Origin of the sequence: Klebsiella sp. K-Nf6, from assembly GCF_002806655.1 — a bacterium.
In the GTDB taxonomy this organism is placed as follows: domain Bacteria; phylum Pseudomonadota; class Gammaproteobacteria; order Enterobacterales; family Enterobacteriaceae; genus Klebsiella; species Klebsiella variicola.
In genome coordinates this window covers 288,508-314,565 of record NZ_PIBN01000004.1, presented here as the reverse complement: position 1 = coordinate 314,565, position 26,058 = coordinate 288,508, and the positions used below count along the sequence as shown (strand labels likewise).

The window sequence follows — 26,058 nt, the reverse complement described above, 5'->3', positions numbered from 1 at the left end:
TCACCTCATTAAGGCTGGCATGAAGCGCATGCCAGCCACATCACCTAAGAGAATTCAACCTGCTCGCGGGCGGTTGCTTCCTTGTGGGAGAACCCCGGCTGCTCCACGCGGATAAAGGCGCAGAGGAAAAAGGCCACCACGTACAATGCGGTGTAGGCGATCACCACCCCGATGGTGCTGAAGAACGGCAGCAACACCACGGCAATCGCCGGCGCGAGAAAGTTCGACATCCCCGCCGACAGGTTATAGACCGAAATCGCCGCGCCTTTGTGCTTCGGCTCCAGCGCCGGGAACACGGCGGCCAGCGGCACGAAGGCGGCGACAAAGATCCCGAGGGCGATGGCGGGGATCAGCGCCATCGCAAAGCTATGGCCAAAGTGCTGAGGGATGTAGTAAAACGCCAGGCTGGAGAGCGCCATCCCGATGCAGCCGAACCAGCGCACCACCTTCATCCAGCCCAGTTTTTCCCCCAGGATCCCCCACAGCACGTTAGAGAAAATGGTAGTGAAGAAGAAGACTGCCCATACCTGGAGCCATTCTGAAGTGGTGAAGCCCAGCTCATCGACAAACATCATCGGCATAATGACCGCAAAACCGAACAGCGAGAGAGTATTGATAATCCTGACCATGCTCGACAGCAGAATATTGCGGTTGGTATAGAGCAGCGTCGCGGCGCGTCCCAGCTCGGAAAATTTCTGGCGAGTGGTTAGATTCTGCATATGCTGCGGCGTTTGAATATGGCGCAGGGAAGCCAGGGCAATCACGCCCCCGGTGACGCAGAAGGCCAGCGCCAGCCATAAAGTCCCCAGTTCGCCAATGTGCGGAATGGTGAAGCTCGGAATATAGCTGCCGAACACACCGATGCCGATGGAATAGACCGCCCAGAACCAACCGATGGCCGAGCTGGCATTGTCGCTTTTGACGTTATGGACAATCGCCACGATAAACGAGTAGAGGAACAGCGGATAGGCGAAGCCGCGGATGCCGTAGAAAATCAGGATCAGCGCATAGTTGGCGTGACCGAGGCCGAAAACGAGGAACAGCACGTGGAACACGCACCACAGCACGAAGCCAATCATCATCGTTTTCAGCGGGGTGATAATTTCCGCCACCACGCCGGAAATCCATGCCGACAGCGCGGCGGCCAGGCCGTAGAGGGTAAAGGCAAAGGAGGCCTCCGCCGGAGAAAAGCCGAGCGCTTTGATATAGTGCGACAGAAAGGCTAATTCAAAACCGTCGCCGGTCATAAATACGGCAATGGCGATGTATCCCCAGAGCAGGTTCAGGGGTAAACCGAGCCACTGTTTATTATTGATAGACATAATGACCTCGTTTTCAGGGTACAGGGTGGCCGCTCCGCGACGTGCAACGAAGCGGCTGTTATGATGAAAATCAGTGCTGCCGATAATTCAGATCGTTTAAATACAGGTCTTTAAACTGCGCGTAGCGTTGCATCAGGATGTGGTGGCGAACGGGATCCGCACGCCAGGTCTGCCAGACTTCCGGTTTTTCACACACCGCGGCAATCGGTTTGCCCGCCGCCAGGCAGGCCAGCCGCGCCGCGCCCAGCGCACCGCCGGTCTCTCCCCCTTTATGGGTCACCACCGGCATAGCGAGAATGTCGGCCAGCAGCTGGGCCCAGAAAGGACTGCGGGCGCCGCCGCCCACCAGCGAGCACTGCGCGATCGGCGTACCGCTCTCTTTCAACGCCTGCAGGCCGTCATTGATACCGAAGCTCACCCCTTCCAGCACCGCGTAGCCAAGCTGGGCGCGCAGGCTGGCGTGGGTCATGCCCCAGAACATGCCGCGCGCGTCAGGATCGTTATGCGGGGTACGTTCGCCGGAGAGATAGGGCAAGAACAACGGGGCGTGAGCTTTCTCCTCCTCGCTGAGCTCGGCAATTTCCGCCAGCAGCGCCACCTCCGTGGTGCCGGTCAGGCGGCAGAACCACTGCAAACAGCTGGCGGCGCTCAGCATGACGCTCATCTGGTGCCACAGGTTCGGCAGCACGTGACAAAACGCATGTACCGCCGACTGCGGCGCCGGGCGATAGGCGTCGGTCACCACAAACAACACCCCGGAGGTGCCAAGCGAAATAAACGCATCCCCCGGCGAGACCGCGCCGACGCCAATGGCGCTGACCGCGTTATCTCCCCCGCCCCCGGCCACCACCACCGAGGCGTTTAGCCCCCAGCGCGCCGCCACCTGCGGATCAAGGGTGGCGGAAACCTCGCAGCCTTCGACCAGCGTCGGCATTTGGCTGCGCGACAGGCCGCACTTGTCCAGCAGAGCGTCGGACCAGTCGCGCTTCGCCACGTCCAGCCACAGCGTCCCGGCGGCGTCCGACATATCGGAGACTTTCTTCCCGGTCATCCGATAGCGCAGATAATCCTTCGGCAGCAGCACCGTGGCGGTGCGCTGAAAGTGTTGCGGCTCATGACGGCGCGCCCACAGCAGCTTCGGCGCGGTAAAGCCTGGCATCGCCAGATTTCCCGCCACCTGATGCAGCTCCGGCGCCATCGCCTCCAGCTCGGCGCACTCTGCGGCGCAGCGGGTGTCGTTCCACAGAATGGCCGGACGGATCGTCTCCCCCTTTTCATCCAGCAACACCGCGCCGTGCATCTGCCCGGAGAGGCCAATCGCCTTAATGGCCGGCCAGTGCTGCGCGCATTTTTCCCGTAGCGTGTTCATCAGGTACTCCGTCGCCTCCCACCATAACTCCGGCGATTGTTCTGACCAGTGCGGATGGGGCCGCTGAATACTCAGCGGCGCGCTATGGCTGGCGATAACCTCATAGTTCTCATCAATGACCAGCGCTTTGACTTCCGATGTGCCGAGATCGATACCCAGATACATAGCCACCTCTTATTTAATCAGCGTGTAAACGGCGGCGACTTTCTCGCGCATCAGCGCCAGAAAATCCGCGTTGTTGGCCAGGTCACCAAACAGGGTTTTATCGCGGGCGTAGACAGCCACCGGATCCTGAGCCTCATACATCTCATGCACCGCCTGCGCATCCAGGATGCCGTCCTGGTACTGATAGGGCAGCGTTCCCTTATGCCACTGCTCCATAAAGACGAAGAACAGCGCCGGCAGCATGGCGGTCGCCTCAGGGCGGACGCCGCGCTGATAGCACTCCTGCAGCGTGGGGGCGATCATCGCCGGAATTTTCGAGAAGCCGTCGGCGGCGACGCGCTGGTTGGTGTCCTGGATATACGGGTTGGTAAAGCGCTTAAGCACCACATCCCGGTAGGTCGGCAAATCAATGCCGTTATCGCCGAGGCAGGGAATGACATCCTCCGTGACGTAGCGGTCGGCAATGGTGTAGATAGCATCGGTGAGCGTGCTTTCATGAATATACTGCTGGCCGATTAAGGTTCCCGCCCAGGCAATGCAGCTGTGCGACGCGTTCAGAATGCGGATTTTCGCCTCTTCATACGGGATGACCGACTCCACCATCTCCACGCCGACCGACTCGAGGTTCGGGCGGGCATCGCGGAAGTGGTTTTCCACCACCCACTGGATAAAGGTCTCCCCCATCACCGGCGCTTTGTCATCAATCCCGGTTTGCGCTTTGATGCGGGCCGGCAGATCGGCCGCCGGACGCGGGGTGATGCGGTCCACCATGGTGTTCGGACAGGTGGTATTGGCCGCCATCCAGTCAATCACCGCCTGTTTGCCGGTGAGCTGCAGGAACTCCACCATGCCGTCGTGGAAACGCTCGCCGTTGTGGCGCACGTTGTCGCAGTTGAGCAGGGTCAGCGGCCCGGCGTTGTCGGCCATGCGCTTCTCCAGGATCCGCGCGAGGGTGCCGTAAATGGTTTTGCACTCGCCTTGCAGGTCGGCCTGCAGATCGGGGTTACTGGTTTCAAGCTGATGGCGGGTGTTCAGGTAGTACCCCCCTTCCGTCACGGTAAAGGCGATAACTTTGGTTTGCGGGTTCGCCCCTTCGTCAATCAGCGGCTGCAGCCCGGCCTGCCACGGCAACAGTTTCTGAATAGAGGTGATTTCTTCATATTCGCGCTCCCCTTCAGGGCTGACGGTCTCCAGGACGTAACGTCCTCCCTGCGCCGCCAGCGCCTGCACCACCTGCTCGGCGTCGTTACGAATATTTCCCGCCGCGATGTGCCAGCGCTTATCCCCGGACGCTATCAGACGATGCAGATACCACGCCTGGTGCGCGCGATGAAAAGAACCCAGACCAATGTGAAGCCATGTGAATTGATTGTTCATGTTCTGTTCTCCTTGAGTTGATGGCGCCACTGTAATTGATCATTTGACCAAAATAAGAGCCACGGATCACAAAAGAACAATTACCCAATTAAATTACAAATGACCAGACAAGAGCAAAAGCTTGCCAGTTATGCCAACCACGGCGAGAATGCGGGTATTCGCCGGGCCAATTGCGAGCCCTGGTCAGCAACTTAGGGCGGGAAACCATGAGTAAAGAAGACGATATCCGGTTGGATCAGAAGGTGCGTGCCGCATGGATGTACTACATCGCCGGTCAGAATCAGAGCGAGATCGCCAGCCAGCTGGGTACCTCCAGACCGGTGGTGCAACGGCTGATCGCCGCCGCGAAAGAAGAAGGGATTGTGTCGATTAATCTGCACCATCCGGTGGCAAACTGCCTCGATTATGCGCAGTTGTTGCAGGAAAAATACGGTTTAATCGAGTGTAATGTAGTCCCCGCCTTTAGCGAAGAAAGCACCCTCGACAGCGTGTCGTTTGGCTGCTATCAGCTGATGGCTCGCTATCTGCAGGATGATAAAGAGAAAATCATCGGCCTGGGCTCGGGCCTGACCCTGAAAAAAGCGCTGCAGCGCATCGATTTTGACAGCCTGAATACCCGCTGCGTGGCGCTGATCAGCGCCATGAACGCCGACGGGCAGTGCAATTATTACGATGACGTGCCCCTGCTGCTGACCCGCAAAATTAAGGCCAAGTACTATCAGTGGCCGGCGCCGCGCTACGCCCAGAGCGCGGAGGAGCATGAGATGTGGTGCACCAACCGCTTATTCCGCAGCGTCTCCGGCGTCGCCCAAGAGGCGGACGTGATTTTTGTCGGCATTGGTCCCCTGGGCACGCAAAGTCCGATCTTTAAAGACGGGTTTATCAATCAGGCGCAAATGGATGAGCTGACCGCGCGCGGCGGCATCGGAGAGATCCTCGGACGGTTTATCGATGCGGAAGGCCACGTGGTAGACAGCGAGATCAACCGCATGATCACCAGCTATGATATCCGTCAGAACCACTGCCCGCGTATTGCCGCGGCGTGTGGAGAATACAAACGACCGGCGATCCTGGCGGCCCTTAAAGGCGGCTGGATCAATGGTCTGGTGACAGATGAGCATACCGCCCGCTGGCTGCTGACGCGGTAACGGCGCGGCCTGAAGGCGCATACACAACGGTAACCCCGGTGCGCGTCGCGCCACCGGGGATCCCAACGATACCGGTGCTTATCAGGCGATAGTCACTTTCCCGTCGAGGTAGACGTCCTGCACGGCATTGATCAGCTTCACGCCGTCGGCCATCGATTTCTTAAATGCTTTCCGGCCAAGGATCAGCCCCATGCCGCCGGCGCGTTTATTGATCACCGCCGTGCGCACCGCGTCGGCAAGATCGGTCTCCCCGCCCGCCGCGCCGCCGGAGTTGATCAGCCCGGCGCGGCCCATATAGCAGTTGGCCAGCTGGTAGCGCACCAGATCGATGGGGTTATCGCTGGTCAGTTTGCTGTACACCCGATCGTCGGTATAGCCGAAGTTAACCGCTTTGTAGCCGCCGTTATTCTCCGCCATTTTTTGCTTAACGATATCGGCGCCGATGGTGGCCGCCAGGTGGTTGGCCTGACCGGTCAGGTCCGCGGAAACATGATAGTCGACACCGTCTTTCTTGAATGCCGAATTGCGCAGATAGGCCCACAGCACGGTGACCAGGCCCAGCTCATGCGCCCGCTCAAAGGCGGCGGAAATCTCTTCTATCTGACGACGCGATTGTTCCGAGCCGAAATAGATCGTCGCTCCCACGGCCACCGCCCCCATATTGAACGCCTGCTCAACGCTGGCGTAGAGGGTCTGGTCGTATTCGGTGGGGTAGCTCAGCGTTTCGTTATGGTTGAGCTTCACCAGGAAAGGGATGCGATGCGCGTAGCGGCGCGACACCGAGGCCAGCACGCCGTAGGTCGAAGCCACGCAGTTACAGCCGGCTTCGATCGCCAGCTCGACGATATTTTTCGGATCAAAGTACAGCGGGTTGGCGGCGAAGGAGGCGCCCGCCGAGTGCTCCACGCCCTGGTCAACCGGCAGAATGGAAAGGTAGCCGGTTCCCCCCAGGCGTCCGGTATTGTACAGGGTCTGCATATTGCGTAGCACCGCCGGTGGTCGGTTGTTATCCACCATCACCCGATCAACATAATCTGCGCCAGGCAGATACAGCTGGTCGGCCGGAATGGTTATACAACGGTGCTGCAACAGGCTCTCGGCATCTTTGCCCAGCAACTGCGTAATATCAGTCATAGCAATCTCCCGTAAGGCCGGCCGAAGCCGGCATGCATTATCCCAACCCAATTTTTTTGGGCAGGTTAAGCCTGGTACCGACTTAGCCTATTTTCCAGCCGGGGGGCCATTTTTTCAGGAGATTCTGCTATCCCGTTGCGCTGCCATTTACCACCAGGCGTGGAAATGGTGCACTGGCCCAATGCCGTGGCCCACCTCCAGAGAGTCGGCCTGCGCCAGGGCCGCCGACAGCCAGGCCTTCGCCTCGGCGACGGTGGCCGCCCAGTCCGCATGACGCGGGCGCAGCGCCGCCAGCGCGGCGGAGAGCGTGCAGCCGGTGCCGTGGGTATTTTTGGTCTGCACGCGCGGCGTGGTAAACCGCTGTTCCCCTTCGCGGGTGAAGAGCCAGTCCGGGCTTTCGGCATCGTCGAGATGGCCGCCCTTCATTAATACCGCGCCGCAGCCCAGCGCCAGCAGCGCCCGCCCCTGCTCCAGCATCTCGCGCTCGGTGCGCGCATGGGGGGCATCGAGTAGCGCGGCCGCTTCCGGCAGGTTCGGGGTGATCAATGACACCTGCGGCAACAATCGTTGACGCAGGGTCTCCACCGCCGAGGCCGACAGCAGCGGATCGCCGCTTTTCGCCAGCATGACGGTATCCAGCACCACGTTGGCCACCCGGTAGCGCGCCAGCCGCTCGGCCACGGCTTCCACAATATCGGTCTCCGCCAGCATGCCGATTTTGGTGGTATCGATACGCACATCGCTGAACACCGAATCGAGCTGCGCCGCCACAAAATCCGGTTCGATGCGATAGACCGACTGCACGCCGCGGGTATTCTGCGCCACCAGGGCGGTGATCACCGAGCAGCCATAGGCCCCCAGCGCGGAGAAGGTTTTCAGATCGGCCTGGATACCGGCCCCGCCGCTGGGATCGGTGCCGGCGATGGTCAGGGCGTTGATGCGTTTCATCCCTGCACCTCCTGATACAGCGCGTCGAGAAACGCCGGAATAAAGCTACCAGGGCCTCCCTGACGGGCGGCGATCTCCCCGGCCTGCTTCATCAGCCCGCAGGCGGCGGCCACGTTTTCCAGCCGGTCTCCCGGCAGCGCCGTGCTTGCCGCCACCACCGCCGACAGCGCGCAGCCGGTGCCCACCACCCGGGTCATCAGCGGATTGCCCCCCGCCACGCTAAGCACCCGCTCGCCGTCGGTGACGTAATCCACCTCGCCAGTGACCGCCACCACGGTAGCCAGCCGACGAGCCAGCGCCTGGGCCGCCGGTAGCGCCGCGGCGGCCGTATCGGTGGTATCCACCCCGCGCCCGCCGGCGCTCATCCCGGCCAGCGCCAGAATTTCAGAGGCATTGCCGCGAATGGCCGCCGGCTGCAGGGCCAGCAGCTCGTGACAAAAGGTCGTGCGCACGGTCAGGGCGCCGACCGCCACCGGATCCAGCGTCCAGGGCTTGCCAGCCTGACGGGCATGCTCTACCGCGGCGCGCATGGCCACGGCGCGATCTTCGGTCAGGGTACCGACGTTAATTAACAGCGCATCGGCGATGGCGGCAAACTGCGCCGCTTCGCGGGGATCGATCACCATCGCCGGCGAGGCGCCGACGGCCAGCAGAACATTGGCGGTAAAGGTCTGCACCACGTCATTGGTCATACAGTGGACAAGGGGGGAATGGGCGCGCAGCAGATGGCGCAGGTGCGCGACAGGCGCGGGATTCAGCAGCTCAGGCATGGTTTGCTCCCGCCAGACGAGGGAGAAGCAATGACCCTGCGGTCTCTGACTTCCCTACGCTGGCATTATCCAGATCAGGTGGTACGGGTATTTCTCAGCCTTCAACGAAGAAGGGCACCCCGAGTCATAAAAGCGGTACAACATTTCCAGTCAGCAGGGTACGAAATGTGGCGGTGTAACACAAGCCGAGCTGATTTCTTTTCCCGTTTATGTAAGTACTACAAAAGGAGTAAAACACGCATTTTTTGTAAACAAAACTGGCTGAATGTTAATGCATGGTTATATTTAAAAAAACCTGTAACAAACAACCACCTGCGTTAAATCGGTAAAACCGAATGAACCATGCCATTAATGAGGATTCCAATGAAATTGACCCCGATAGTAAAAGGGTTAGCGTTAGCGGGTTTGTTAAATAGTCTCGCTTTCGCCGCCTGGGCGGATACGTCAGCCAAAGAGGCGACCGAAGCAACCAAAAAAGCGAACGATGCCCTCTACAATCAACTTCCCTTCTCCGATAACACCGATTTCACCAATGCGCATAAAGGCTTTATTGCCGCCCTGCCGCCGGAAGTCATTAAAGGCGAACAAGGCAATGTTATCTGGGATCCGGGCCAGTATGCCTTCATCAAAGAAGGGGAAAAAGCGCCGGAGACAGTGAACCCGAGCCTGTGGCGCCAGTCGCAGCTGATCAACATCAGCGGCCTGTTTGAAGTGACGGACGGGGTCTACCAGATCCGCAACCTCGATCTCTCCAATATGACGATTATTGAGGGTAAAGAGGGGATCACCGTCGTTGACCCGCTGGTCTCGGCAGAAACCGCCAAAGTGGGCATGGACCTGTATTACAAAAACCGCGGTAAAAAACCGGTCGTCGCGGTGATCTACACCCACAGCCACGTTGACCACTACGGCGGCGTGCGCGGTGTGGTTGATGAAGCGGATGTGAAGTCCGGCAAAGTGAAAATCTACGCGCCGGCCGGCTTTATGGAAGCTGCCGTGGCGGAAAACATCATGGCCGGGAACGTCATGAGTCGCCGCGCCAGCTATATGTACGGCAACCTGCTGAAACCAGACGCCAAAGGCCAGGTGGGTGCCGGTCTGGGCACCACCACCTCTGCGGGTACCGTCACCCTGATTGCGCCAACCAACATTATTGACAAGGACGGTCAGAAAGAAGTTATCGACGGCCTGACCTACGACTTTATGCTGGCGCCGGGCTCCGAAGCACCGTCAGAAATGCTGTGGTATATCGAAGAGAAGAAACTGATCGAATCCGCAGAAGACGTCACCCATACCCTGCATAACACCTACTCGCTGCGCGGGGCGAAGATCCGTGAACCGCTACCGTGGTCGAAATACATCAACCAGGCGATCGTCCGCTGGGGCGATAAGGCTGAGATCATTATGGCTCAGCACCACTGGCCGACCTGGGGTAACGAGAACGTGGTTAACCTGCTGAAGAGCCAGCGTGATCTGTATCGTTACATCAACGACCAGACCCTGCGGATGGCTAACGAAGGCCTGACCCGCGATGAAATCGCCGCTAACTTTAAGCTGCCGGACAGTCTGGCCAACACCTGGGCTAACCGCGGCTACTACGGCTCGGTCAGCCACGATGTGAAAGCGACCTACGTGCTGTATCTCGGCTGGTTCGATGGCAACCCGGCGACCCTCGACGAACTGCCGCCGGAAGAAGCAGCGAAGAAATTCGTCGATTATATGGGCGGCGCGGATGCGATCCTGAAGAAAGCGAAAGAAGATTACGACCAGGGTAACTACCGCTGGGTCGCCCAGGTGGTCAGCAAAATTGTCTTCGCCGACCCCAATAACCAGCAGGCGCGCAATCTGGAAGCCGATGCCCTGGAGCAGTTAGGCTATCAGGCGGAGTCCGGCCCGTGGCGTAACTTCTACCTCACCGGCGCCCAGGAGCTGCGTAACGGCGTGGTGAAAGGCCCGACCCCGAACACCGCCAGCCCGGACACCGTCCGCGCCATGACCCCGGAAATGTTCTTTGATTACCTGGCGGTCCATATCAATGGCGAAAAAGCGGGCAATGCGAAGTCGGTGTTCAATATCGATCTGGGCAATGACGGCGGCAAATATAAGCTGGAACTGGAAAACGGCGTGCTGAACCACACCGCGAATGCGGAAGCCAAAGAGGCGGATGCCACCCTGACGCTGGATCGCGCCACCCTGAATAAAATCATTCTCAAAGAAGAGACCCTGAAGCAGGCGGAAGAGAAAGGGGAAGTTAAAATCAGCGGTAACGGGGCTAAACTCGATGAAATGCTGGGCTATATGGACAAGTTTGACTTCTGGTTTAACATCGTGACGCCGTAATGATCTGCTGACGGCTATCCTGAGTAACAAGGCGACGATCCCGCCTTGTTACCCTTCTCAGCGTCGTTCAATAGTCCGCGGGCAGCGGGCGATCGATAGAGATAAGCTTGCCCCGTTTCATGGTGATGTATCCTCCCGCCTTTAAATCCGCCAGCACGCGAAACACATGGGTGCGCGAAAGATTGGTACGTCTGATGATAAATAACGCCAGTCCCTCATTTTCACCCTCATGGGTGTGCTGTCGATAAAGATAGCGATATAGCATCGGGCGAATCGTCTGATAGCTGGTCACCTGACGGCGTTCATTGTGCAGGTCGATGGTAAAGATACTCATGAACACCAGCACTTTCGCCAGCGCCTCAACGCGCTGCGGATGATTTTCAATAAACAGACGATCGAAGGCCGCGTAAGTGATTTTTCGCAGCGTCACCGGGCCACTGCCTGTATATTCAAATTTCGCCAGCGGGCAATACCGCTCCATCAGGCCAATCGGCATATACTCAATGGAATTACCGATACTCAAGCCATCATCCGGCATTAATATTGATAACGAACCCTCGGTACAAAAATAAATATAACCCGACTCCGGGCGCCATTTTTTATTAGCCGTGAGAATAATCTCTTCACCTTCCGTAACGATATCGGCAAAAAAGTCGGCTATGGCTAATGTTTTATAATAACTATGTATTTCCTGGAAATTCATCCTCTGCCCTCGCCTGCGCCGTTAGCAACAGTATAGCAGCCCTCGTCCGGCGAAGACGAGCGGATCCTTAAGCAACACTCTGTCAGTCCCATATGGGACTATTCAGCACAATATTTGTCTTTAGAATAAACCGCAAGCCATTCATTTTTAAAAACGGAAAATACTTCTTTATTTCCGCGGAATAAATTACCTGAGAGGTAGTCATGAAATTAAATCAGATAGCCAAAAATCTGGCCCTGGCCGGAATGTTATCGTCTTTGTCGATAACCGCCTTCGCCGCCGCGCCACAACAGGATGCCACACCGGCCACACGTGAGGCGAATCAGGCGCTATACAGCAAACTGCCGTTTGCGGATAAAACCGACTTTAACAACGCCCATCAGGGTTTTATCGCCCCCCTGCCGCCAGCGATGCTCAAAGGCGCACAGGGAAATATTATCTGGGATCCCGCCAAATATGATTTCGTCAAAGAAGGCGAAAAGGCGCCGGACACTGTTAATCCCAGCCTGTGGCGACAGTCACAATTACTCAATATCGGCGGCTTGTTCAAAGTTACCGACGGCGTTTACCAGATCCGTAATCTCGATCTTTCCAATATGACCATTATCGAAGGCAAAACCGGGATTACAGTCATCGACCCCTTGCTGAGCGCCGAACCGGCCAAAGAGGCTCTGGCGCTCTATTTTGCCCACCGGCCGAAAAAACCGGTGGTGGCGGTGCTGTTTACCCACAGCCATGTGGACCACTACGGCGGTATCCGTGGCGTAGTCGATGAAGCTGACGTGAAAGCCGGTAAAGTGAAGATTTACGCCCCTGCCGGCTTTATGGAGGAAGCGGTTTCCGAGAACATCATGGCCGGTACTGCGATGAGCCGCCGCGCCAGCTATATGTATGGCAACCTGCTGAAGCCGAACGCTAAGGGACAGGTCGGCGCTGGCCTCGGCACCACCACCTCCGCGGGTACCGTCACGCTGATCCCGCCGACCCATTACATTACCCATACCGGTCAGCAGGAGGTGATCGACGGCCTGACCTATGACTTTATGATGGCGCCGGGCTCGGAAGCGCCGTCGGAAATGCTGTGGTATGTCAAAGAGAAGAAAATGATCGAGGCGGCAGAGGATGTGACCCATACCCTGCATAACACTTACTCGCTGCGCGGCGCCAAAATCCGCGATCCGCTGGCGTGGTCGAAATACATCAACGCCGCCATCGATCGCTGGGGCAACGAAGCGGAAGTGATTATCGCTCAGCACCACTGGCCGACCTGGGGGAACGACAATATCGTTAAACTGATGAAAGGTCAGCGCGATATGTATCGCTATATCAACGACCAGACCCTGCGTATGGCGAACTTAGGCATGACCCGCGATGAGATCGCCGCCAACTTCAAGCTGCCGGATTCGCTGGAGAAACAGTGGTCCAGCCGCGGCTACTACGGTTCCGTCAGCCACGATGTAAAAGCGACCTACGTCTTCTACCTCGGCTGGTTCGATGGCAACCCGGCCACCCTCGACGAACTGCCGCCAGAGCAGGCGGCGAAGAAGTTCGTGGAATATATGGGCGGCGCCGATGCCATCATGCAGAAAGCCAAAGCCGACTACCAGCAGGGGAACTACCGCTGGGTGGCCCAGGTGACCAGCAAAATCGTCTTCGCCGATCCGCACAATCAGCAGGCGCGTGATCTGGAAGCCGATGCCCTGGAGCAGCTCGGTTATCAGGCAGAAGCAGGCACCTGGCGCAACTTCTACCTCACCGGCGCCCAGGAGCTGCGAAACGGCGTGCAGAAACTGCCGACACCGAACACTGCCAGCCCGGATACCGTGCGGGCGATGACGCCAGAAATGTTCTTCGATTACCTCGGGGTGCATATCAACGGCGAAAAAGCCGGGGCGGCTAAAGCGGTCTTTAACATCGACCTGGGCAAAGACGGCGGCAAGTACAAACTGGAGCTGGAAAACGGTGTGCTTAACCATACCGCCAACGCGGTGGCGGACAATGCCGACGCCAGCATCATCCTGAGTCGCGATACCCTGAACAAGATTATCCTCAAGCAGGAAACGCTGAAGCAGGCTGAAGCTCAGGGCGAGGTCAAGATTAGCGGCAATGGCGCTAAGCTCGACGAGATGCTGAGCTACATGGACACGTTTGCCTTCTGGTTCAATATCGTGACACCGTAAGCGTTTAACGCGGACATCCCCCGTCGCCGGTCAGGCCGCGGGGGATTTTTTGATCCCCCCGCCACGATAATCAATGTGCGGATCAGGCATCAGCGCGACGCAATTCTCCCTGCAGCAGGGAAAAACAGGCTTCGATAAGTGGCGGCAGCGCCTGCGGGCCGCGCATCAGGGCCACCGTACGGGTCAGCGCCGGCTGCTGCAGCTGGGCGACCGTAAGCGCCGGGTCCTGCAGATGGGTGGTGTACAGCGCCGGCAGAATGGCCACCGCTAAGCGCGAGCGCACCAGTCCATACAGGGTTTCGATATAGTCCACCTGATAGCGGGTGGTCAGCGTCAGGCGATGGCTCTCCACTAATGCCGCCACCAGCCGCTGAATATTACCTTTCGAGAACACGGCAATATCCCGCCCCACCAGCTGCTTCCACGGCAAGTGCGCCTGCGCGGCCAGCGGATCGTCGCGGTGCAGCACCGCCACGAAGGGATCTTCGCGTAGCGGATAGACCAGCAGTTCACCAGGCACAGAGCTGTCGATCGCCCCGATGCCGAAATCAATCTCGCCGCGCTGCAGCGCCTGGATAAGCGCATCGTTGGTCTGATCGTGAAATTCAATGCGCAGACGCGGAAAGGCCTGGGCCAGGGTCTGCGGCAGCAATGGAAACAGTAGCGAACTGACCGACGGCACCAGACCGATGCGCACTGTCCCGTCGCCGCCCGCCTCGACGATCTGCTGCATATCGAAAAAGGCCGCCTGCGCCACGCTGAGGATCCGCTGGGCGTGGGGTAAAATCGCCGCCCCCAGTTCAGTCAGGGTGACCGCCGAAGCGGTACGGTTGACCAGCTTGCCGCCGAGCACCGTTTCAATCTGCCGCAGCGCGCTGCTCAGCGCCGGCTGGCTAATCGCCAGCCGACTGGCGGTATCGGTAAAATGGCGCAGCTGGGCCAGAGTGACGAAATACTGAAGCTGTTTAAGAGAGAGCGCGGGCAGCCGCTGCCAGGGTTCGTTCATTATCGGGTTCGCTACGGTGGTCCTGCACAATAACCCGAGCTTATCGGGTGATAAATTTATTCATCTGGGCAAACGTTTGCTGTGCCCATAGAGTATCCGCATTATCCTTGTGCCGGAGTGGTTATGTCCAGCAATGCTCAAGTCCGCCGTCGCGCCGTGCAGGCCGCGCGCGGCGAATCCCCGTTTGATCTGCTGCTGGTCGATGCGCAGATCGTCGATATGGCCACGGGCGAAATTCGCCCCGCTGACGTCGGTATCGTCGGCGAAATGATCGCCAGCGTCCACCCGCGCGGCAGCCGCGCCGACGCCCATGAAGTGCATTCCCTGGCCGGTTGCTACCTGTCCCCCGGCCTGATGGACACCCACGTACACCTCGAAAGCTCGCACCTGCCGCCGGAGCGCTACGCGGAAATCGTCCTCACCCAGGGCACCACCGCGGTGTTCTGGGATCCGCATGAGCTGGCCAATGTGCTCGGCGTCGAGGGCGTGCGCTACGCGGTTGACGCCAGCCGCCATCTGCCGCTGCAGGTGATGGTGGCCGCCCCGTCCAGCGTCCCCTCCACGCCAGGCCTCGAAATGTCCGGCGCCGATTTTGCCGGCGCGGAGATGGAGACCATGCTCGACTGGCCGGAAGTGCGCGGAGTGGCGGAAGTGATGGATATGCACGGCGTGCTGCACGGTAGCGAGCGGATGCTGGAGATTGTCCAGGCCGGTCTCAACAGCGGCAAACTGATTGAAGGCCACGCTCGCGGCCTGAGCGGCGCTGACCTGCAGGCCTACCTCGCCGCCGGCGTCACCTCCGATCATGAACTGACCTCGGCGGACGACGCGCTGGAAAAATTGCGCGCCGGTCTGACGATCGAGATCCGCGGCTCGCACCCCTATCTGCTGCCGGATATCGTCGCGGCGTTAACAACGCTGCCGCACCTCTCCTCGCAAATCACCGTCTGCACCGATGACGTGCCGCCGGATATGCTGCTGGAGAAAGGCGGGATCATCGCCCTGCTTAACCTGCTGATCGAGCACGGTTTACCGGCGGTCGATGCGCTGCGATTCGCCACCCTCAACGCCGCGATTCGCCTGCAGCGCCACGATCTCGGGCTGATTGCCGCCGGGCGGCGCGCGGATCTGGTGGTGTTTGATTCCCTGGAGAAACTGGTGGCCCGTGAAGTCTACGTTGGGGGGGAACGACTGGCCCATGCTGGCCGCCTGCTGAAGCCGATCGCCCCCGCGCCGGGCGTGACGCCGCCGCGCGATACTTTGCAGATCGCCCCCCTCCGCGCCGATGACTTTATTCTGCGCGTCCAGGGCATTCGTCACGGCGTCGCCCGCCTGCGTCATATCCGCGGCGCGCGCTTCACCCAGTGGGGCGAAGTGGAAGTGCAGGTTCGTGACGGGAAAGTCCAGTTGCCCGCCGGCTTCAGTCTGATCTGGGTTAAGCACCGCCATGGCCGCCACCAGGCGACACCGCAAATCGCCCTGCTCGAAGGCTGGGGTGAGCTGCGCGGCGCCATCGCCACCAGCTACTCCCACGACTCGCACAATCTGGTGGTGCTCGGGCGCGACGCTGATGATATGGCGCTGGCGGCCAACCAGCTTATCGCTTCCGGCGGCGGGATGGCGCTGGCGCAACAGGGCGAGATCCTTGCCCATGTGGCAATGCCGATTGCCGGCATGCTGTCGGATCTCCCGGCCGCCGAGCTGGCGCGTCAGTTCCGCGAGCTGCGCGATCTGAGCAGCCAAGTCGCCGACTGGGAACCGCCGTACCGGGTGTTCAAGGCCATTGAAGGGACCTGCCTTGCCTGTAACGCCGGGCCGCATTTAACCGATTTGGGTCTGACCGACGGCGGCAGCCGCCAGATAGTCGACCCGTTGATAGCCTGCCGGGAGACCCCGGAGCCAACCGATCACAACAATAATCCTCAGGGAGCCTGAGCATGGCCGATAACACACTTCACTCTTCCGCCCGCGCTAACTGGCTGGAGCGCCGCTTTGCGCTGCGCTCGCGCGGCGGTACGCTACGCACCGAATGCCTGGCCGGGATCACCGGCTTTCTCGCCGCCGCCTATTTACTGGTGGTCATCCCGGGGCTACTGGCGATCGGCGGGATGGACAAAGGCGCCGCCACCACCGGCACCATTCTGGTCTTCGTCGTCGGCTCATTGCTGATGGCGTTTTATGCCAACCTGCCGTTTATCGTCGGCCCGGGCATTGGCGGCTCGGTGCTGGTGGGGGTGACGCTGGCCGGTAGCGAAGGGATTGGCTGGCAGACTGGCCTCGGGATTGCCTGCTGGTCGGGGATCCTCTTCTTCCTGCTGACCCGCTTTGGCCTGCGCGAAGTGGTCACCCGCTCGGTGCCGCAGTCGATCAAACTGGGGCTCACCGCCTCCATCGGCCTGTTTGTCGCCGTGCTCGGCTTTCGCAATGCCGGGCTGGTGCTGGCCAATGCTAAAACCAACGCGCTGATGCTCGGCGACTTTCTCGCCCCCGGCGCGCTGGTGGCGCTGTGCGGCCTGTTCCTGGCGATAGCCCTGCAGGCGCGTAAGGTTCCGGGCGCGATTTTGTGGGCCATTCTGTGCGCCACGCTGGTGGGCATCCCCTTCGGCGTCACCCATCTGCCGACAAGTTTTATCGACGTTCCCCATTCGCTAACCCCGGTGCTGGGGCAGGTTGACCTGCTGGGGGCGTTAAACATCGCCTTCCTGCCGTTCCTGTTCGTCTTTTTCGCCTCTGAGTTTTTCTCCACCATGGGGACGACGCTGGCGGTGGGCGGTGAGGCGGGACTGCTGGATGAAGAAGGCAACATGCCGCAGATTAATCGCCCGTTTATGGTCGATTCGATTGCCGCCGCGCTCGGCCCGTGGGTAGGCATTCCGGCGGCGACGGCGCTGATTGAGTCTTCAGCGGCGGCAGAAGCCGGCGGCAAAACCGGCCTTACCGCGCTGTCGGCGGCGGTAATGTTCCTGCTGATGCTGCTGTTCACGCCGGTGGCGTTGATGATCCCGAAAGAAGCCACCGCCCCGGCGCTGATCCTGATTGGCCTGAACATGTTCAGCGGCCTGCGCAAAGTGGATCTTGGCAACTTCACCGACGGGCTGCCGGTGCTGATGATGGTGATGATTACGCTTATCGCCAACAGCTTCGGCACCGGGATTGCCGGCGGGCTGCTGTTTTACATTGTGATCAAGGCCATCGCCGGTAAGTGGCGGGAAATCCCGATTGGCCTGTGGGTGCTGGCTGTCCCGCTGGTGTATTACTTCGCGACCTTAGTCAGGCATTAAGCCCTTCACAATGTGATTTCACCTCTTCATATAACAAACGCACCGCGGCAGAGAGCTGTTTGCGGTGCGGGCAAATCAGATTCAACGGCACCACATCCCCCTGATAACGCGGCAGCAGGCGCCGCAGGCGCCCCGCCCGCAGATCGTCGCTGACGTCGAGCATCGATTTATAGGCAATGCCCTCCCCGGCCACCGCCAGGCGACGGATCACCTCGGCGTCGTCGCTCATCACCGTGCCGGAGACCTTCTGCTGCTGAACCACGCCGTCGAGGCTCAGCGACCAGCGGTCGAACGGACGGCCGCGCAAAATGTAGATCAACGCATTGTGCTGGCTGAGCTCCTCGAGGGTCTGCGGCTCGCCGTGGCGGGCGATCCACTCAGGCGAGGCCACCAGCACGCGACGATTTTCCGGCGCCACCGGCAGCGAGATAAACGAGGCATCGTCGTTATTGCCATAGCGAAACGCGACGTCCACCGGATCTTTAAACACGTCGGTTAACTGATCGGAAAAGAGCAGCCGCAGACGCAGCGCCGGGTGGCGTTGGCGGAAATCGCGGAACAGGGTCAGGAGCAGGTTACGCCCGAGGTCCGACGGCACGGCAATCTGCAACATGCCGCGAACTTCATCGTCCGGGGTCTGGATCTTCTGCAGACCGGCCTCGAGGGTATCGAGCATCTGAGTAGCGTAGGGCAGCCAGGTCTCCCCCTCCGGCGTCAGGCGCAGGCTGCGGGTCGAACGGGCAAACAGGCGAATATTGAGGATCGTTTCCAGACGCTTAATCGCCGCGCTGACCTGCGCCGGCTGCTGCCCGGACTCGCGCGCCGCATCGCTAAAACTGCCCAGTGCCGCGGCGCGGACAAATAAGGTCAGATCTTCCAGCCTGAACATGCCGATTCTCCCCTGCTTCAGATTGCTCCCAAAATACGCATCACCGTCGCTGCAACGCAAGCGGCGCAAGACTTGTGCCGTGTTTTGCTTACACTTTTTAAAAATCCAGTGCTTGCCATTTCAGCAACGCATCAGGAATGATACGAGGCTGCTAATTTGAGTCCAGGTAATATTGAGGAAATTATGCGTAAAACAAAAATGATGCTTCTGGGCGTACTTCTTGCCACCGCTGGCGCCAGCTGGACGGCTACTGCCGCGGGGATCGATCAGTATGCGCTGAAAGAGTTCACTGCCGATTTCACCCAGTTTCACATCGGCGACACCGTTCCGGCGATGTACCTCACCCCGGAATACAACATCAAACAGTGGCAGCAGCGTAACCTGCCTGCACCCGACGCCGGTAGCCACTGGACCTACATGGGCGGTAACTACGTGCTGATCACCGATACCGAAGGCAAAATCCTCAAAGTGTACGATGGCGAGATCTTCTATCATCGCTGATCCGCGCAACCTCCACGTCCGCCCCGGCGAGCCAGCGGACTCTCCGGCGTTGCGCCAGATCTTCCTGCGGGCGCGCAGTTTATCGTGGACCTGGCTTCCCGCCGCGGCGTGGCGGCTGGAGGATTTCGATGCCGCCACCGCGGATGAACAGCTGTGGGTCGCGGAATGCGACGGCCAGCTGGTGGGCTTTGCCGCCGTATGGACCGCCGATAATTTCCTTCACCATCTGTTTGTCGACCCCGACTGGCAGGGCAAACATATCGGCAGCGCGCTGCTGGCGCAGGTCGAACGGACCTTTACCGCCAGCGGAACGCTGAAGTGCCTGATGGAAAATAAAAACGCCCTGCGCTTCTACCAGCGTCATGGCTGGACCATCGAAGCACAGGGCGCGTCACCCGAGGGCAGATACTGGCTGATGCGCTCGCCGCGGCCTTAAACGGCGCGGAAGGCAATCTCACCCGGGATCACTTCTCCCTGCCAGTACATCTGGGCCGCCACCCGGCCCGCCAGCTGGCGGTAGATGTCGGTAAATTCGCTATCCGGACGCGCCACCACCGTCGGCGTGCCGTTATCCAGATCTTCCCGCAGCGTAATATGCAGCGGCAGCTGGCCCAGCAGCTGGGTGTGATATTTCTCGGCCAGTTTTTGCGCGCCGCCGGTGCCGAAGATAGGCTCGTGGTGCCCGCAGTTGCTGCAGATATGCATGCTCATGTTTTCCACGATCCCCAGCACCGGCACTTCCACTTTCTCAAACATCACGATGCCTTTTTTGGCGTCGATCAGCGCGATGTCCTGCGGCGTGGTGACCACCACCGCGCCGGTCACCGGAATGTTCTGCGCCAGGGTCAGCTGGATGTCGCCAGTGCCCGGCGGCATATCCAGCACCAGGTAGTCGAGATCCGGCCACAAGGTCTCCTGCAGCATCTGCATCAGCGCCTTGCTGGCCATCGGACCACGCCAGACCATGGCGTTGTCGTCGGTCACCAGGTAGCCGATAGAGTTGGTGGCCAGGCCATACTTGATGATCGGCGCCATATGGGTGCCGTCCGGCGAGGTCGGGCGACTGTCTTCGGCGCCCAGCATGGTCGGAATCGACGGACCGTAGATATCGGCATCCAGAATGCCCACCTTCGCCCCTTCCGCCGCCAGGGCCAGCGCCAGGTTTACGGCAGTAGAAGATTTGCCAACGCCGCCTTTGCCGGAGCTGATGGCGATAATGTTCTTCACGCCGTTGACCCCGGGCTGGTTTTTCACGCGCTTGAGGGTCGCGATGCTGTGGGTCAGCTTCCAGTCGATGGCCTTCGCGCCGGTGATGCGCAGCAGCTCGGCGCTGCACTGCTCTTTCAGCACTTCGAAGGCGCTGCTCCAGACGAACGGCATCTGCAGCTCAATATGAACGGTATCGTCCAGCCAGGCGACATGGTGCAGCGCCTTGAGGGCGGTGAGATTATGCTTCAGGGTTGGGTGCTGGAAATTGGCCAGCGTCCCGGCGACCATCGCACGTAGGCGCTCAGGGGATTTGGCCTGGGATTGCGAATTCATCCCGACTCCTTTGTTGTTTTGAGATGCTTTCAGTAATCACAGAGTTTATCACAGCTAACGATTATCCATATATGGGCAGCCATTTATGGCGCACCCACAGCCCTTTTGGTAATATCGGAAGCCCTTTTTACAACAGAAGATGTAATGCTCACTATGACTCAAGTCGCGAAGAAAATTCTGGTAACGTGCGCCCTGCCGTACGCCAACGGCTCCATCCACCTCGGCCACATGCTGGAGCACATCCAGGCTGATGTCTGGGTCCGTTACCAGCGAATGCGCGGCCACGAGGTCAACTTCATCTGCGCCGACGACGCCCACGGCACGCCGATCATGCTCAAAGCGCAGCAGCTCGGTATCACTCCGGAGCAGATGATTGGCGAAATGAGTCAGGAGCATCAGACCGATTTTGCCGGCTTCGACATCAGCTATGATAACTATCACTCGACGCACAGCGACGAGAACCGCGAGCTGTCGGAGCTTATCTACACCCGTCTGAAAGAGAACGGTTTTATTAAAAACCGCACCATCTCTCAGCTCTACGATCCGGAAAAAGGCATGTTCCTGCCGGACCGTTTTGTGAAAGGCACCTGTCCGAAGTGCAAATCTCCGGACCAGTATGGCGATAACTGCGAAGTGTGCGGCGCGACCTACAGCCCCACCGAACTTATCGACCCGAAATCGGTGGTCTCCGGCGCCACGCCGGTGATGCGTGACTCCGAGCACTTCTTCTTCGACCTGCCGTCGTTCAGCGAAATGCTGCAGGCGTGGACCCGCAGCGGCGCGCTGCAGGAGCAGGTAGCGAACAAGATGCAGGAGTGGTTCGAATCCGGCCTGCAGCAGTGGGACATCTCCCGCGATGCGCCGTACTTCGGCTTCGAAATTCCCAACGCGCCGGGCAAATATTTCTACGTCTGGCTGGACGCGCCGATCGGCTACATGGGCTCCTTTAAGAACCTGTGCGACAAGCGCGGCGACACCACCAGCTTCGACGAATACTGGAAGAAAGACTCCACGGCCGAGCTGTATCACTTTATCGGCAAGGACATTGTCTACTTCCACAGCCTGTTCTGGCCGGCGATGCTGGAAGGCAGCAACTTCCGTAAACCGACCAACCTGTTCGTGCACGGCTACGTGACGGTTAACGGCGCGAAGATGTCCAAGTCGCGTGGGACCTTCATTAAGGCCAGCACCTGGCTGAACCATTTCGATGCCGATAGCCTGCGCTACTACTACACCGCCAAGCTCTCTTCGCGCATCGATGACATCGACCTGAACCTGGAAGACTTTATCCAGCGCGTTAACGCCGACATCGTCAACAAGGTGGTTAACCTCGCCTCGCGCAACGCCGGCTTTATCAGCAAGCGTTTCGACGGCGTGCTGGCCGCTGAACTGGCCGACCCGGCGCTGTACAAAACCTTCACCGACGCGGCAGAAAGCATCGGCGAAGCATGGGACAGCCGCGAGTTCGGTAAGGCAATCCGCGAAATCATGGCCCTCGCCGACGTGGCTAACCGCTACGTCGACGAGCAGGCGCCATGGGTGGTGGCGAAACAGGAAGGCCGTGACGCCGACCTGCAGGCCATCTGCACCATGGGCCTGAACATGTTCCGCGTGCTGATGACCTGGCTGAAGCCGGTGCTGCCGCAGCTGGCGGCGCGTGCGGAAGCATTCCTCAACAGCGAACTGAGCTGGGATGCCATTCAGCAGCCGCTGCTGGCGCATAAGGTAAATCCGTTTAAAGCGCTGTATAACCGCATCGAGATGAAACAGGTGGAAGCGCTGGTGGAAGCGTCTAAAGAAGAGGTGAAAGCCACTGCGGCACCGGTCACCGGTCCGCTGGCGGACGATCCGATTCAGGAGACCATCACTTTTGACGATTTCGCTAAAGTTGACCTGCGCGTGGCGCTGATTGAAAACGCGGAATTCGTCGAGGGCTCCGACAAGCTGCTGCGCCTGACGCTGGATCTTGGCGGCGAGAAACGTAACGTCTTCTCCGGCATCCGTTCCGCTTACCCGGATCCGCAGCCGCTGATTGGTCGCCTGACGGTGATGGTCGCCAACCTGGCGCCGCGCAAAATGCGCTTCGGCATCTCCGAGGGCATGGTGATGGCCGCCGGCCCTGGCGGGAAGGATATCTTCCTGTTAAGCCCTGACGACGGCGCGAAGCCGGGTCAGCAGGTGAAATAACAAAAAAGCCGGAGAGTATCTCCGGCTTTTTTTTGCCCGGCGGCGCTACGTTTGCACGGGCCTACGGGTTTTGTCGGCCGGGTAAGGCGAAGCCGCCACCCGGCTAAACATCACGCCTTCGGGTGATGCACCCGGTGGGTCAACCCGCGCAGGAAGTTGCGCATAAACTGATCCCCGCACTCGCGGTAGTTTTTATGCTCCGGGGCGCGCATCATGGCGGTGATTTCCGGCACCGACACGCGATATTTCTGCTCGCTCATGATCGCCTGGATATCGTCTGTTTTCAGCGAGAAGGCGATCCGCAGCTTTTTCAGCACCGTGTTGTTATTCACCCGACGCTCCAGCGCCAGCTCCGGCGCCGAATCATCTTTGCCGCGCTTGTCATAGATAAGGCCATTGAGGAAACCCGACAGGATAATATCCGGGCAGCGGACAAAACCCTCTTCATCCTCTTTCGTCATCCAGGTATCGAAGCTGGCGGCGGTGGATTCCATATCGGCAAGCGCAAGAATGCGCACCATATCGTTATTATTGGCTTTCAGGGTGTAGCGCAGGCTACGAAGAATATCATTACTGAGCATGAGTGCCTTTTACTGTCGATGTTGCAATGGGGCGCAGTGTAGCAGTTTTACAGGCCAATCGCTTCTTTCAGGCTTTTTAAATAGCGCCGGCTCACCGGCACCGTTTGCCCGGCGCGCATCAGCAGCTCCGCCTGGCCGTTCTCTTCCAGGCGAATCTCCTTCAGGTGCGCCATATTCACCAGATACTGGCGATGGCAGCGCAGCAGCGGCGTGCGGCTCTCGAGGGTGCGCAGGGTCAGCTCGGTAAAGCCCTCTTTTCCTTCGCGATCGGTCACGTAGATGCCGCTCATCCGGCTGCTGACGAAGGCCACATCCTCCATCTGCAGCAGCCAGATACGGCTGTGGCCGGTACAGGGAATGTATTTCAGCGTCTGCCGGGCATCATCCAGCAGCGACACGTCCTGCAGGCTGCGCTCCTGACGCAGGCGAGCCAGGGTTTTCTCCAGCCGCGCGGCCTCAATCGGCTTGAGCAGATAGTCAAAAGCGTGCTCCTCAAAGGCTTTCACCGCGTATTCATCAAAGGCGGTGAGAAACACGATATAGGGGCGATGCTCGGGGTCGAGCATCCCGACCATCTCCAGGCCGCTGATGCGCGGCATCTGAATGTCGAGAAACAGCACGTCAGGGCGCAGCTTATGTACTGCGCCAATCGCCTCCACCGCATTGCCGCACTCGCCGACGATCTCGATATCGCGCTGAGTCTCCAGCAAAATACGCAGGTTTTCCCGCGCCAGCGGCTCATCATCGACGATCAATACTCTCAGCATGCATTCTCCTCCAGGGGCAAACGTAGGGTGACACGGGTAAAGCGCTCCGGTTCACAGGTGACGCTGATGCCGCAGTCGGCGCCAAAACGCGCCCGCAGACGCCTGTCCACCAGATTCATCCCCAGCCCGCTGGCCTGGGGGTTGGCCCGGTACAGTCCGGCGTTATCTTCGATATCCAGCTGCAGCCAGCGATCGTCCTGGCTGGCGCGAATGGTAATTTCGCCGACGCCAAGATGTTGCGATGTGCCATGCTTAATCGCGTTCTCCACGATCGGCTGCAGGGTGAAAGCGGGCAGCTGGTGATGCGCCAGCCCCTCGGGCACCGCCATCTGGATCTGCAGGTTAGCCTGGAAGCGAGCCTTCTCAATCTGCAAATAGGCGTTAACATGCTCGATCTCATCGGCAAGCGTGACAATTTCCGTCGGCCGTTTCAGGTTCTTGCGAAAGAAGGTCGACAGATACTGCACCAGCTGGCCGGCCTGATCGCTGTCGCGACGGATCACCGCCTTCAGCGTGTTAAGCGCGTTAAACAGGAAGTGCGGGTTGACCTGAGCGTGCAGGAGCTTGATTTCAGATTGCGTCAGCAGCGCCTTCTGCCGCTCGTACTGTCCGGCGAGGATCTGCGCCGACAACAGCTGGGCAATCCCCTCCCCGAGGGTGCGGTTGATCGAACTGAACAGGCGGTTTTTGGCCTCATACAGTTTAATGGTGCCTATCACCCGCTGGTTCTCCCCGCGCAGGGGGATCACCAGCGTCGACCCCAGCTTACAGTGCGGATGAATCGAGCAGCGGTAAGGCACCTCGTTGCCGTCGGCGTAGACCACCTCCCCGGTCTCAATCGCCCGTTGCGTATACGAGGAGGAGATAGGCTTGCCCGGCAGATGGTGATCGTCGCCGATGCCGGTAAACGCCAGCAGCTTGTCGCGATCGGTGATCGCCACCGCGCCGATATCCAGCTCCTGGATCAGCACCTGGGCCACCTTCATGCTGTTCTCTTCGTTGAATCCCTGACGCAGGATCCCCTCGGTCGACGCCGCCACCTTCAGCGCCGTGGCGGAAAAGGCGGAGGTGTATTTCTCGAACATCGCCCGTTTATCCAGCAGAATGCGCATAAACAGCGCCGCACCGACGGTATTGGTGACCATCATCGGCGCGGCGATGCTCTGCACCAGATGCAGGGCGTCCTGGAACGGGCGGGCAATCAGCAGAATGATCATCATCTGCACCAGCTCGGCCACGAAGGTGATCGCCCCGGCGGTCAACGGGCTAAAGACTTTGTCCGGCCGACCGCGTTTGACCAGCACGCTGTGCACCAGACCGCCCAGCAGCCCCTCAACGATGGTGGAGACCATGCAGCTTAAGGCGGTCATTCCGCCCAGCGAGTAGCGGTGCAGGCCGCCGGTCAGCCCCACCAGCCCGCCGACCACCGGACCGCCGAGCAGGCCGCCCATCACGGCGCCGATGGCGCGGGTGTTGGCGATGGAGTCTTCGATATGCAGACCGAAATAGGTCCCCATAATGCAGAAAATGGAGAAGGTGACGTAGCACAGCAGCTTGTGCGGCAGGCGAACGGTGACTTGCATCAGAGGGATAAACAGTCGGGTTTTGCTCATCAACCACGCGATGACCAAAAATACGCACATCTGCTGAAGCAGCAGCAACACCAGATCAAACTCGTACATACCCGCAAACCACACATTACTGAAAGCGCGTACCATACCCTGACTGGCGAAAACTTTCTTTGAAGCCCTGCATAAAAATGAAAAATGACGGACAGGATCACACTTTTTTCCGGCGCGTTGCTCAGTAAACGCGGCAAAAACCCCGGCGCGGCGCGCTAAACCGCAA

General features: G+C 59.4%; 21 protein-coding genes and 1 riboswitch. Of the genes, 8 read left to right on the top strand and 13 right to left on the bottom strand.

Translation table 11 applies throughout. The annotated features are described in order from the left end of the window. Positions 1-44: 44 nt before the first annotated feature. The 3 genes from dalT to dalD all read right to left on the bottom strand — a co-directional run bounded on the left by dalT (position 45) and on the right by dalD (position 4,233). Positions 45-1,322 carry a D-arabinitol transporter gene (gene dalT, locus CWM61_RS09885; protein WP_008804068.1) on the bottom strand — a complete coding sequence of 426 codons (1,278 nt, stop codon included), beginning with the start codon at positions 1,320-1,322 and terminating at the stop codon, positions 45-47. Between the two features lie 70 nt (positions 1,323-1,392). Continuing rightward, on the bottom strand, positions 1,393-2,856 hold the full coding sequence (gene xylB / locus CWM61_RS09880; protein WP_100631168.1) for a xylulokinase: 1,464 nt from the start codon (positions 2,854-2,856) through the stop codon (positions 1,393-1,395). Positions 2,857-2,865: 9 nt separating this feature from the next. Then, the gene (gene dalD, locus CWM61_RS09875; RefSeq protein ID WP_100631167.1) at positions 2,866-4,233 is read right to left on the bottom strand and encodes a D-arabinitol 4-dehydrogenase; all 1,368 of its coding nucleotides are present in this window, start codon (positions 4,231-4,233) and stop codon (positions 2,866-2,868) included. A 206-nt stretch (positions 4,234-4,439) separates the two neighbouring features. On the opposite strand from dalD, the gene CWM61_RS09870 reads away from it, so the two are divergent. Further along, positions 4,440-5,381: a sugar-binding transcriptional regulator gene (locus CWM61_RS09870; RefSeq protein ID WP_100631166.1), complete on the top strand. Its 942-nt coding sequence runs from the start codon at positions 4,440-4,442 to the stop codon at positions 5,379-5,381. Between the two features lie 81 nt (positions 5,382-5,462). On the opposite strand, the gene fbaB is transcribed toward CWM61_RS09870, so the two are convergent. The 3 genes from fbaB to thiM all read right to left on the bottom strand — a co-directional run bounded on the left by fbaB (position 5,463) and on the right by thiM (position 8,233). Then, complete coding sequence (gene fbaB, locus CWM61_RS09865; protein WP_004201578.1) at positions 5,463-6,515, bottom strand: class I fructose-bisphosphate aldolase; 1,053 nt, start codon at positions 6,513-6,515, stop codon at positions 5,463-5,465. A gap of 147 nt (positions 6,516-6,662) precedes the next feature. Further along, the gene (gene thiD / locus CWM61_RS09860; RefSeq protein WP_008804064.1) at positions 6,663-7,463 is read right to left on the bottom strand and encodes a bifunctional hydroxymethylpyrimidine kinase/phosphomethylpyrimidine kinase; all 801 of its coding nucleotides are present in this window, start codon (positions 7,461-7,463) and stop codon (positions 6,663-6,665) included. Next, positions 7,460-8,233, bottom strand: coding sequence for a hydroxyethylthiazole kinase (gene thiM / locus CWM61_RS09855; RefSeq protein WP_100631165.1), 774 nt, complete (start codon positions 8,231-8,233; stop codon positions 7,460-7,462). Before thiM ends, thiD begins: the two co-directional genes overlap by 4 nt. 34 nt (positions 8,234-8,267) lie before the next feature. After that, positions 8,268-8,365: riboswitch (TPP riboswitch) on the bottom strand. Between the two features lie 231 nt (positions 8,366-8,596). Between thiM and CWM61_RS09850 the strand changes: the two genes are divergently transcribed. Then, positions 8,597-10,573, top strand: coding sequence for an alkyl/aryl-sulfatase (locus CWM61_RS09850; RefSeq protein ID WP_074388065.1), 1,977 nt, complete (start codon positions 8,597-8,599; stop codon positions 10,571-10,573). A gap of 67 nt (positions 10,574-10,640) precedes the next feature. On the opposite strand, the gene CWM61_RS09845 is transcribed toward CWM61_RS09850, so the two are convergent. Continuing rightward, a complete protein-coding gene (locus CWM61_RS09845) occupies positions 10,641-11,276 on the bottom strand; it encodes a helix-turn-helix domain-containing protein (RefSeq protein WP_074388064.1) in 636 nt (211 codons plus the stop codon). Between the two features lie 203 nt (positions 11,277-11,479). Here CWM61_RS09845 and CWM61_RS09840 point away from each other — a divergent pair, with 203 nt between their 5' ends. Next, entirely contained in the window at positions 11,480-13,456 is a 1,977-nt protein-coding gene (locus CWM61_RS09840) for an alkyl/aryl-sulfatase (RefSeq protein ID WP_074388063.1), read from the top strand. A gap of 82 nt (positions 13,457-13,538) precedes the next feature. Here the strand turns inward: CWM61_RS09840 and CWM61_RS09835 are convergent, their stop codons facing one another. Continuing rightward, positions 13,539-14,465, bottom strand: a complete 927-nt coding sequence (locus CWM61_RS09835) for a LysR family transcriptional regulator (protein WP_165785031.1) — start codon at positions 14,463-14,465, stop codon at positions 13,539-13,541. A gap of 120 nt (positions 14,466-14,585) precedes the next feature. Between CWM61_RS09835 and CWM61_RS09830 the strand changes: the two genes are divergently transcribed. Both CWM61_RS09830 and CWM61_RS09825 read left to right on the top strand, forming a co-directional pair. Continuing rightward, a complete protein-coding gene (locus CWM61_RS09830; RefSeq protein WP_074388061.1) occupies positions 14,586-16,397 on the top strand; it encodes an adenine deaminase in 1,812 nt (603 codons plus the stop codon). Between the two features lie 2 nt (positions 16,398-16,399). After that, complete coding sequence (locus tag CWM61_RS09825) at positions 16,400-17,743, top strand: NCS2 family permease (RefSeq protein ID WP_004180600.1); 1,344 nt, start codon at positions 16,400-16,402, stop codon at positions 17,741-17,743. On the opposite strand, the gene CWM61_RS09820 is transcribed toward CWM61_RS09825, so the two are convergent. Continuing rightward, positions 17,733-18,632, bottom strand: coding sequence for a LysR family transcriptional regulator (locus tag CWM61_RS09820; protein WP_023323022.1), 900 nt, complete (start codon positions 18,630-18,632; stop codon positions 17,733-17,735). The genes CWM61_RS09825 and CWM61_RS09820 overlap by 11 nt on opposite strands. Before the next feature lie 183 nt (positions 18,633-18,815). Between CWM61_RS09820 and CWM61_RS09815 the strand changes: the two genes are divergently transcribed. Beyond that, positions 18,816-19,133, top strand: a complete 318-nt coding sequence (locus CWM61_RS09815; protein WP_002912749.1) for an RcnB family protein — start codon at positions 18,816-18,818, stop codon at positions 19,131-19,133. Next, positions 19,108-19,569: a GNAT family N-acetyltransferase gene (locus tag CWM61_RS09810; protein WP_100631164.1), complete on the top strand. Its 462-nt coding sequence runs from the start codon at positions 19,108-19,110 to the stop codon at positions 19,567-19,569. The genes CWM61_RS09815 and CWM61_RS09810 overlap by 26 nt, the downstream gene beginning before the upstream one ends. On the opposite strand, the gene apbC is transcribed toward CWM61_RS09810, so the two are convergent. Further along, on the bottom strand, positions 19,566-20,675 hold the full coding sequence (gene apbC / locus CWM61_RS09805) for an iron-sulfur cluster carrier protein ApbC (RefSeq protein ID WP_008804054.1): 1,110 nt from the start codon (positions 20,673-20,675) through the stop codon (positions 19,566-19,568). The two genes, CWM61_RS09810 and apbC, sit on opposite strands and share 4 nt — an antisense overlap. Positions 20,676-20,828: 153 nt before the next feature. On the opposite strand from apbC, the gene metG reads away from it, so the two are divergent. Continuing rightward, positions 20,829-22,862: a methionine--tRNA ligase gene (gene metG / locus CWM61_RS09800; protein WP_061156336.1), complete on the top strand. Its 2,034-nt coding sequence runs from the start codon at positions 20,829-20,831 to the stop codon at positions 22,860-22,862. 110 nt (positions 22,863-22,972) lie between these two features. Here the strand turns inward: metG and CWM61_RS09795 are convergent, their stop codons facing one another. The 3 genes from CWM61_RS09795 to CWM61_RS09785 are packed head-to-tail and all read right to left on the bottom strand — an operon-like array spanning position 22,973 to position 25,892. Further along, positions 22,973-23,443 (bottom strand): DUF1456 family protein, encoded by a 471-nt coding sequence (locus tag CWM61_RS09795; RefSeq protein WP_008804053.1) that lies wholly within the window; start codon positions 23,441-23,443, stop codon positions 22,973-22,975. 47 nt (positions 23,444-23,490) lie between these two features. Further along, a complete protein-coding gene (gene btsR, locus CWM61_RS09790) occupies positions 23,491-24,210 on the bottom strand; it encodes a two-component system response regulator BtsR (RefSeq protein ID WP_061153886.1) in 720 nt (239 codons plus the stop codon). Then, entirely contained in the window at positions 24,204-25,892 is a 1,689-nt protein-coding gene (locus CWM61_RS09785; RefSeq protein WP_002912760.1) for a sensor histidine kinase, read from the bottom strand. Before CWM61_RS09785 ends, btsR begins: the two co-directional genes overlap by 7 nt. Positions 25,893-26,058: the final 166 nt, after the last annotated feature.

Coding starts and splice junctions, on each gene's coding strand:
- thiM (WP_100631165.1), bottom strand. CDS start 8,233: ATGCCTGAGCTGCTGAATCCCGCGCCTGTCGCGCACCTGCGCCATCTG.
- CWM61_RS09870 (WP_100631166.1), top strand. CDS start 4,440: ATGAGTAAAGAAGACGATATCCGGTTGGATCAGAAGGTGCGTGCCGCA.
- dalD (WP_100631167.1), bottom strand. CDS start 4,233: ATGAACAATCAATTCACATGGCTTCACATTGGTCTGGGTTCTTTTCAT.
- CWM61_RS09825 (WP_004180600.1), top strand. CDS start 16,400: ATGGCCGATAACACACTTCACTCTTCCGCCCGCGCTAACTGGCTGGAG.
- CWM61_RS09820 (WP_023323022.1), bottom strand. CDS start 18,632: ATGTTCAGGCTGGAAGATCTGACCTTATTTGTCCGCGCCGCGGCACTG.
- CWM61_RS09810 (WP_100631164.1), top strand. CDS start 19,108: ATGGCGAGATCTTCTATCATCGCTGATCCGCGCAACCTCCACGTCCGC.
- CWM61_RS09850 (WP_074388065.1), top strand. CDS start 8,597: ATGAAATTGACCCCGATAGTAAAAGGGTTAGCGTTAGCGGGTTTGTTA.
- dalT (WP_008804068.1), bottom strand. CDS start 1,322: ATGTCTATCAATAATAAACAGTGGCTCGGTTTACCCCTGAACCTGCTC.
- CWM61_RS09830 (WP_074388061.1), top strand. CDS start 14,586: ATGTCCAGCAATGCTCAAGTCCGCCGTCGCGCCGTGCAGGCCGCGCGC.
- CWM61_RS09845 (WP_074388064.1), bottom strand. CDS start 11,276: ATGAATTTCCAGGAAATACATAGTTATTATAAAACATTAGCCATAGCC.
- CWM61_RS09795 (WP_008804053.1), bottom strand. CDS start 23,443: ATGCTCAGTAATGATATTCTTCGTAGCCTGCGCTACACCCTGAAAGCC.
- metG (WP_061156336.1), top strand. CDS start 20,829: ATGACTCAAGTCGCGAAGAAAATTCTGGTAACGTGCGCCCTGCCGTAC.
- apbC (WP_008804054.1), bottom strand. CDS start 20,675: ATGAATTCGCAATCCCAGGCCAAATCCCCTGAGCGCCTACGTGCGATG.
- CWM61_RS09815 (WP_002912749.1), top strand. CDS start 18,816: ATGCGTAAAACAAAAATGATGCTTCTGGGCGTACTTCTTGCCACCGCT.
- thiD (WP_008804064.1), bottom strand. CDS start 7,463: ATGAAACGCATCAACGCCCTGACCATCGCCGGCACCGATCCCAGCGGC.
- CWM61_RS09785 (WP_002912760.1), bottom strand. CDS start 25,892: ATGTACGAGTTTGATCTGGTGTTGCTGCTGCTTCAGCAGATGTGCGTA.
- CWM61_RS09840 (WP_074388063.1), top strand. CDS start 11,480: ATGAAATTAAATCAGATAGCCAAAAATCTGGCCCTGGCCGGAATGTTA.
- fbaB (WP_004201578.1), bottom strand. CDS start 6,515: ATGACTGATATTACGCAGTTGCTGGGCAAAGATGCCGAGAGCCTGTTG.
- btsR (WP_061153886.1), bottom strand. CDS start 24,210: ATGCTGAGAGTATTGATCGTCGATGATGAGCCGCTGGCGCGGGAAAAC.
- xylB (WP_100631168.1), bottom strand. CDS start 2,856: ATGTATCTGGGTATCGATCTCGGCACATCGGAAGTCAAAGCGCTGGTC.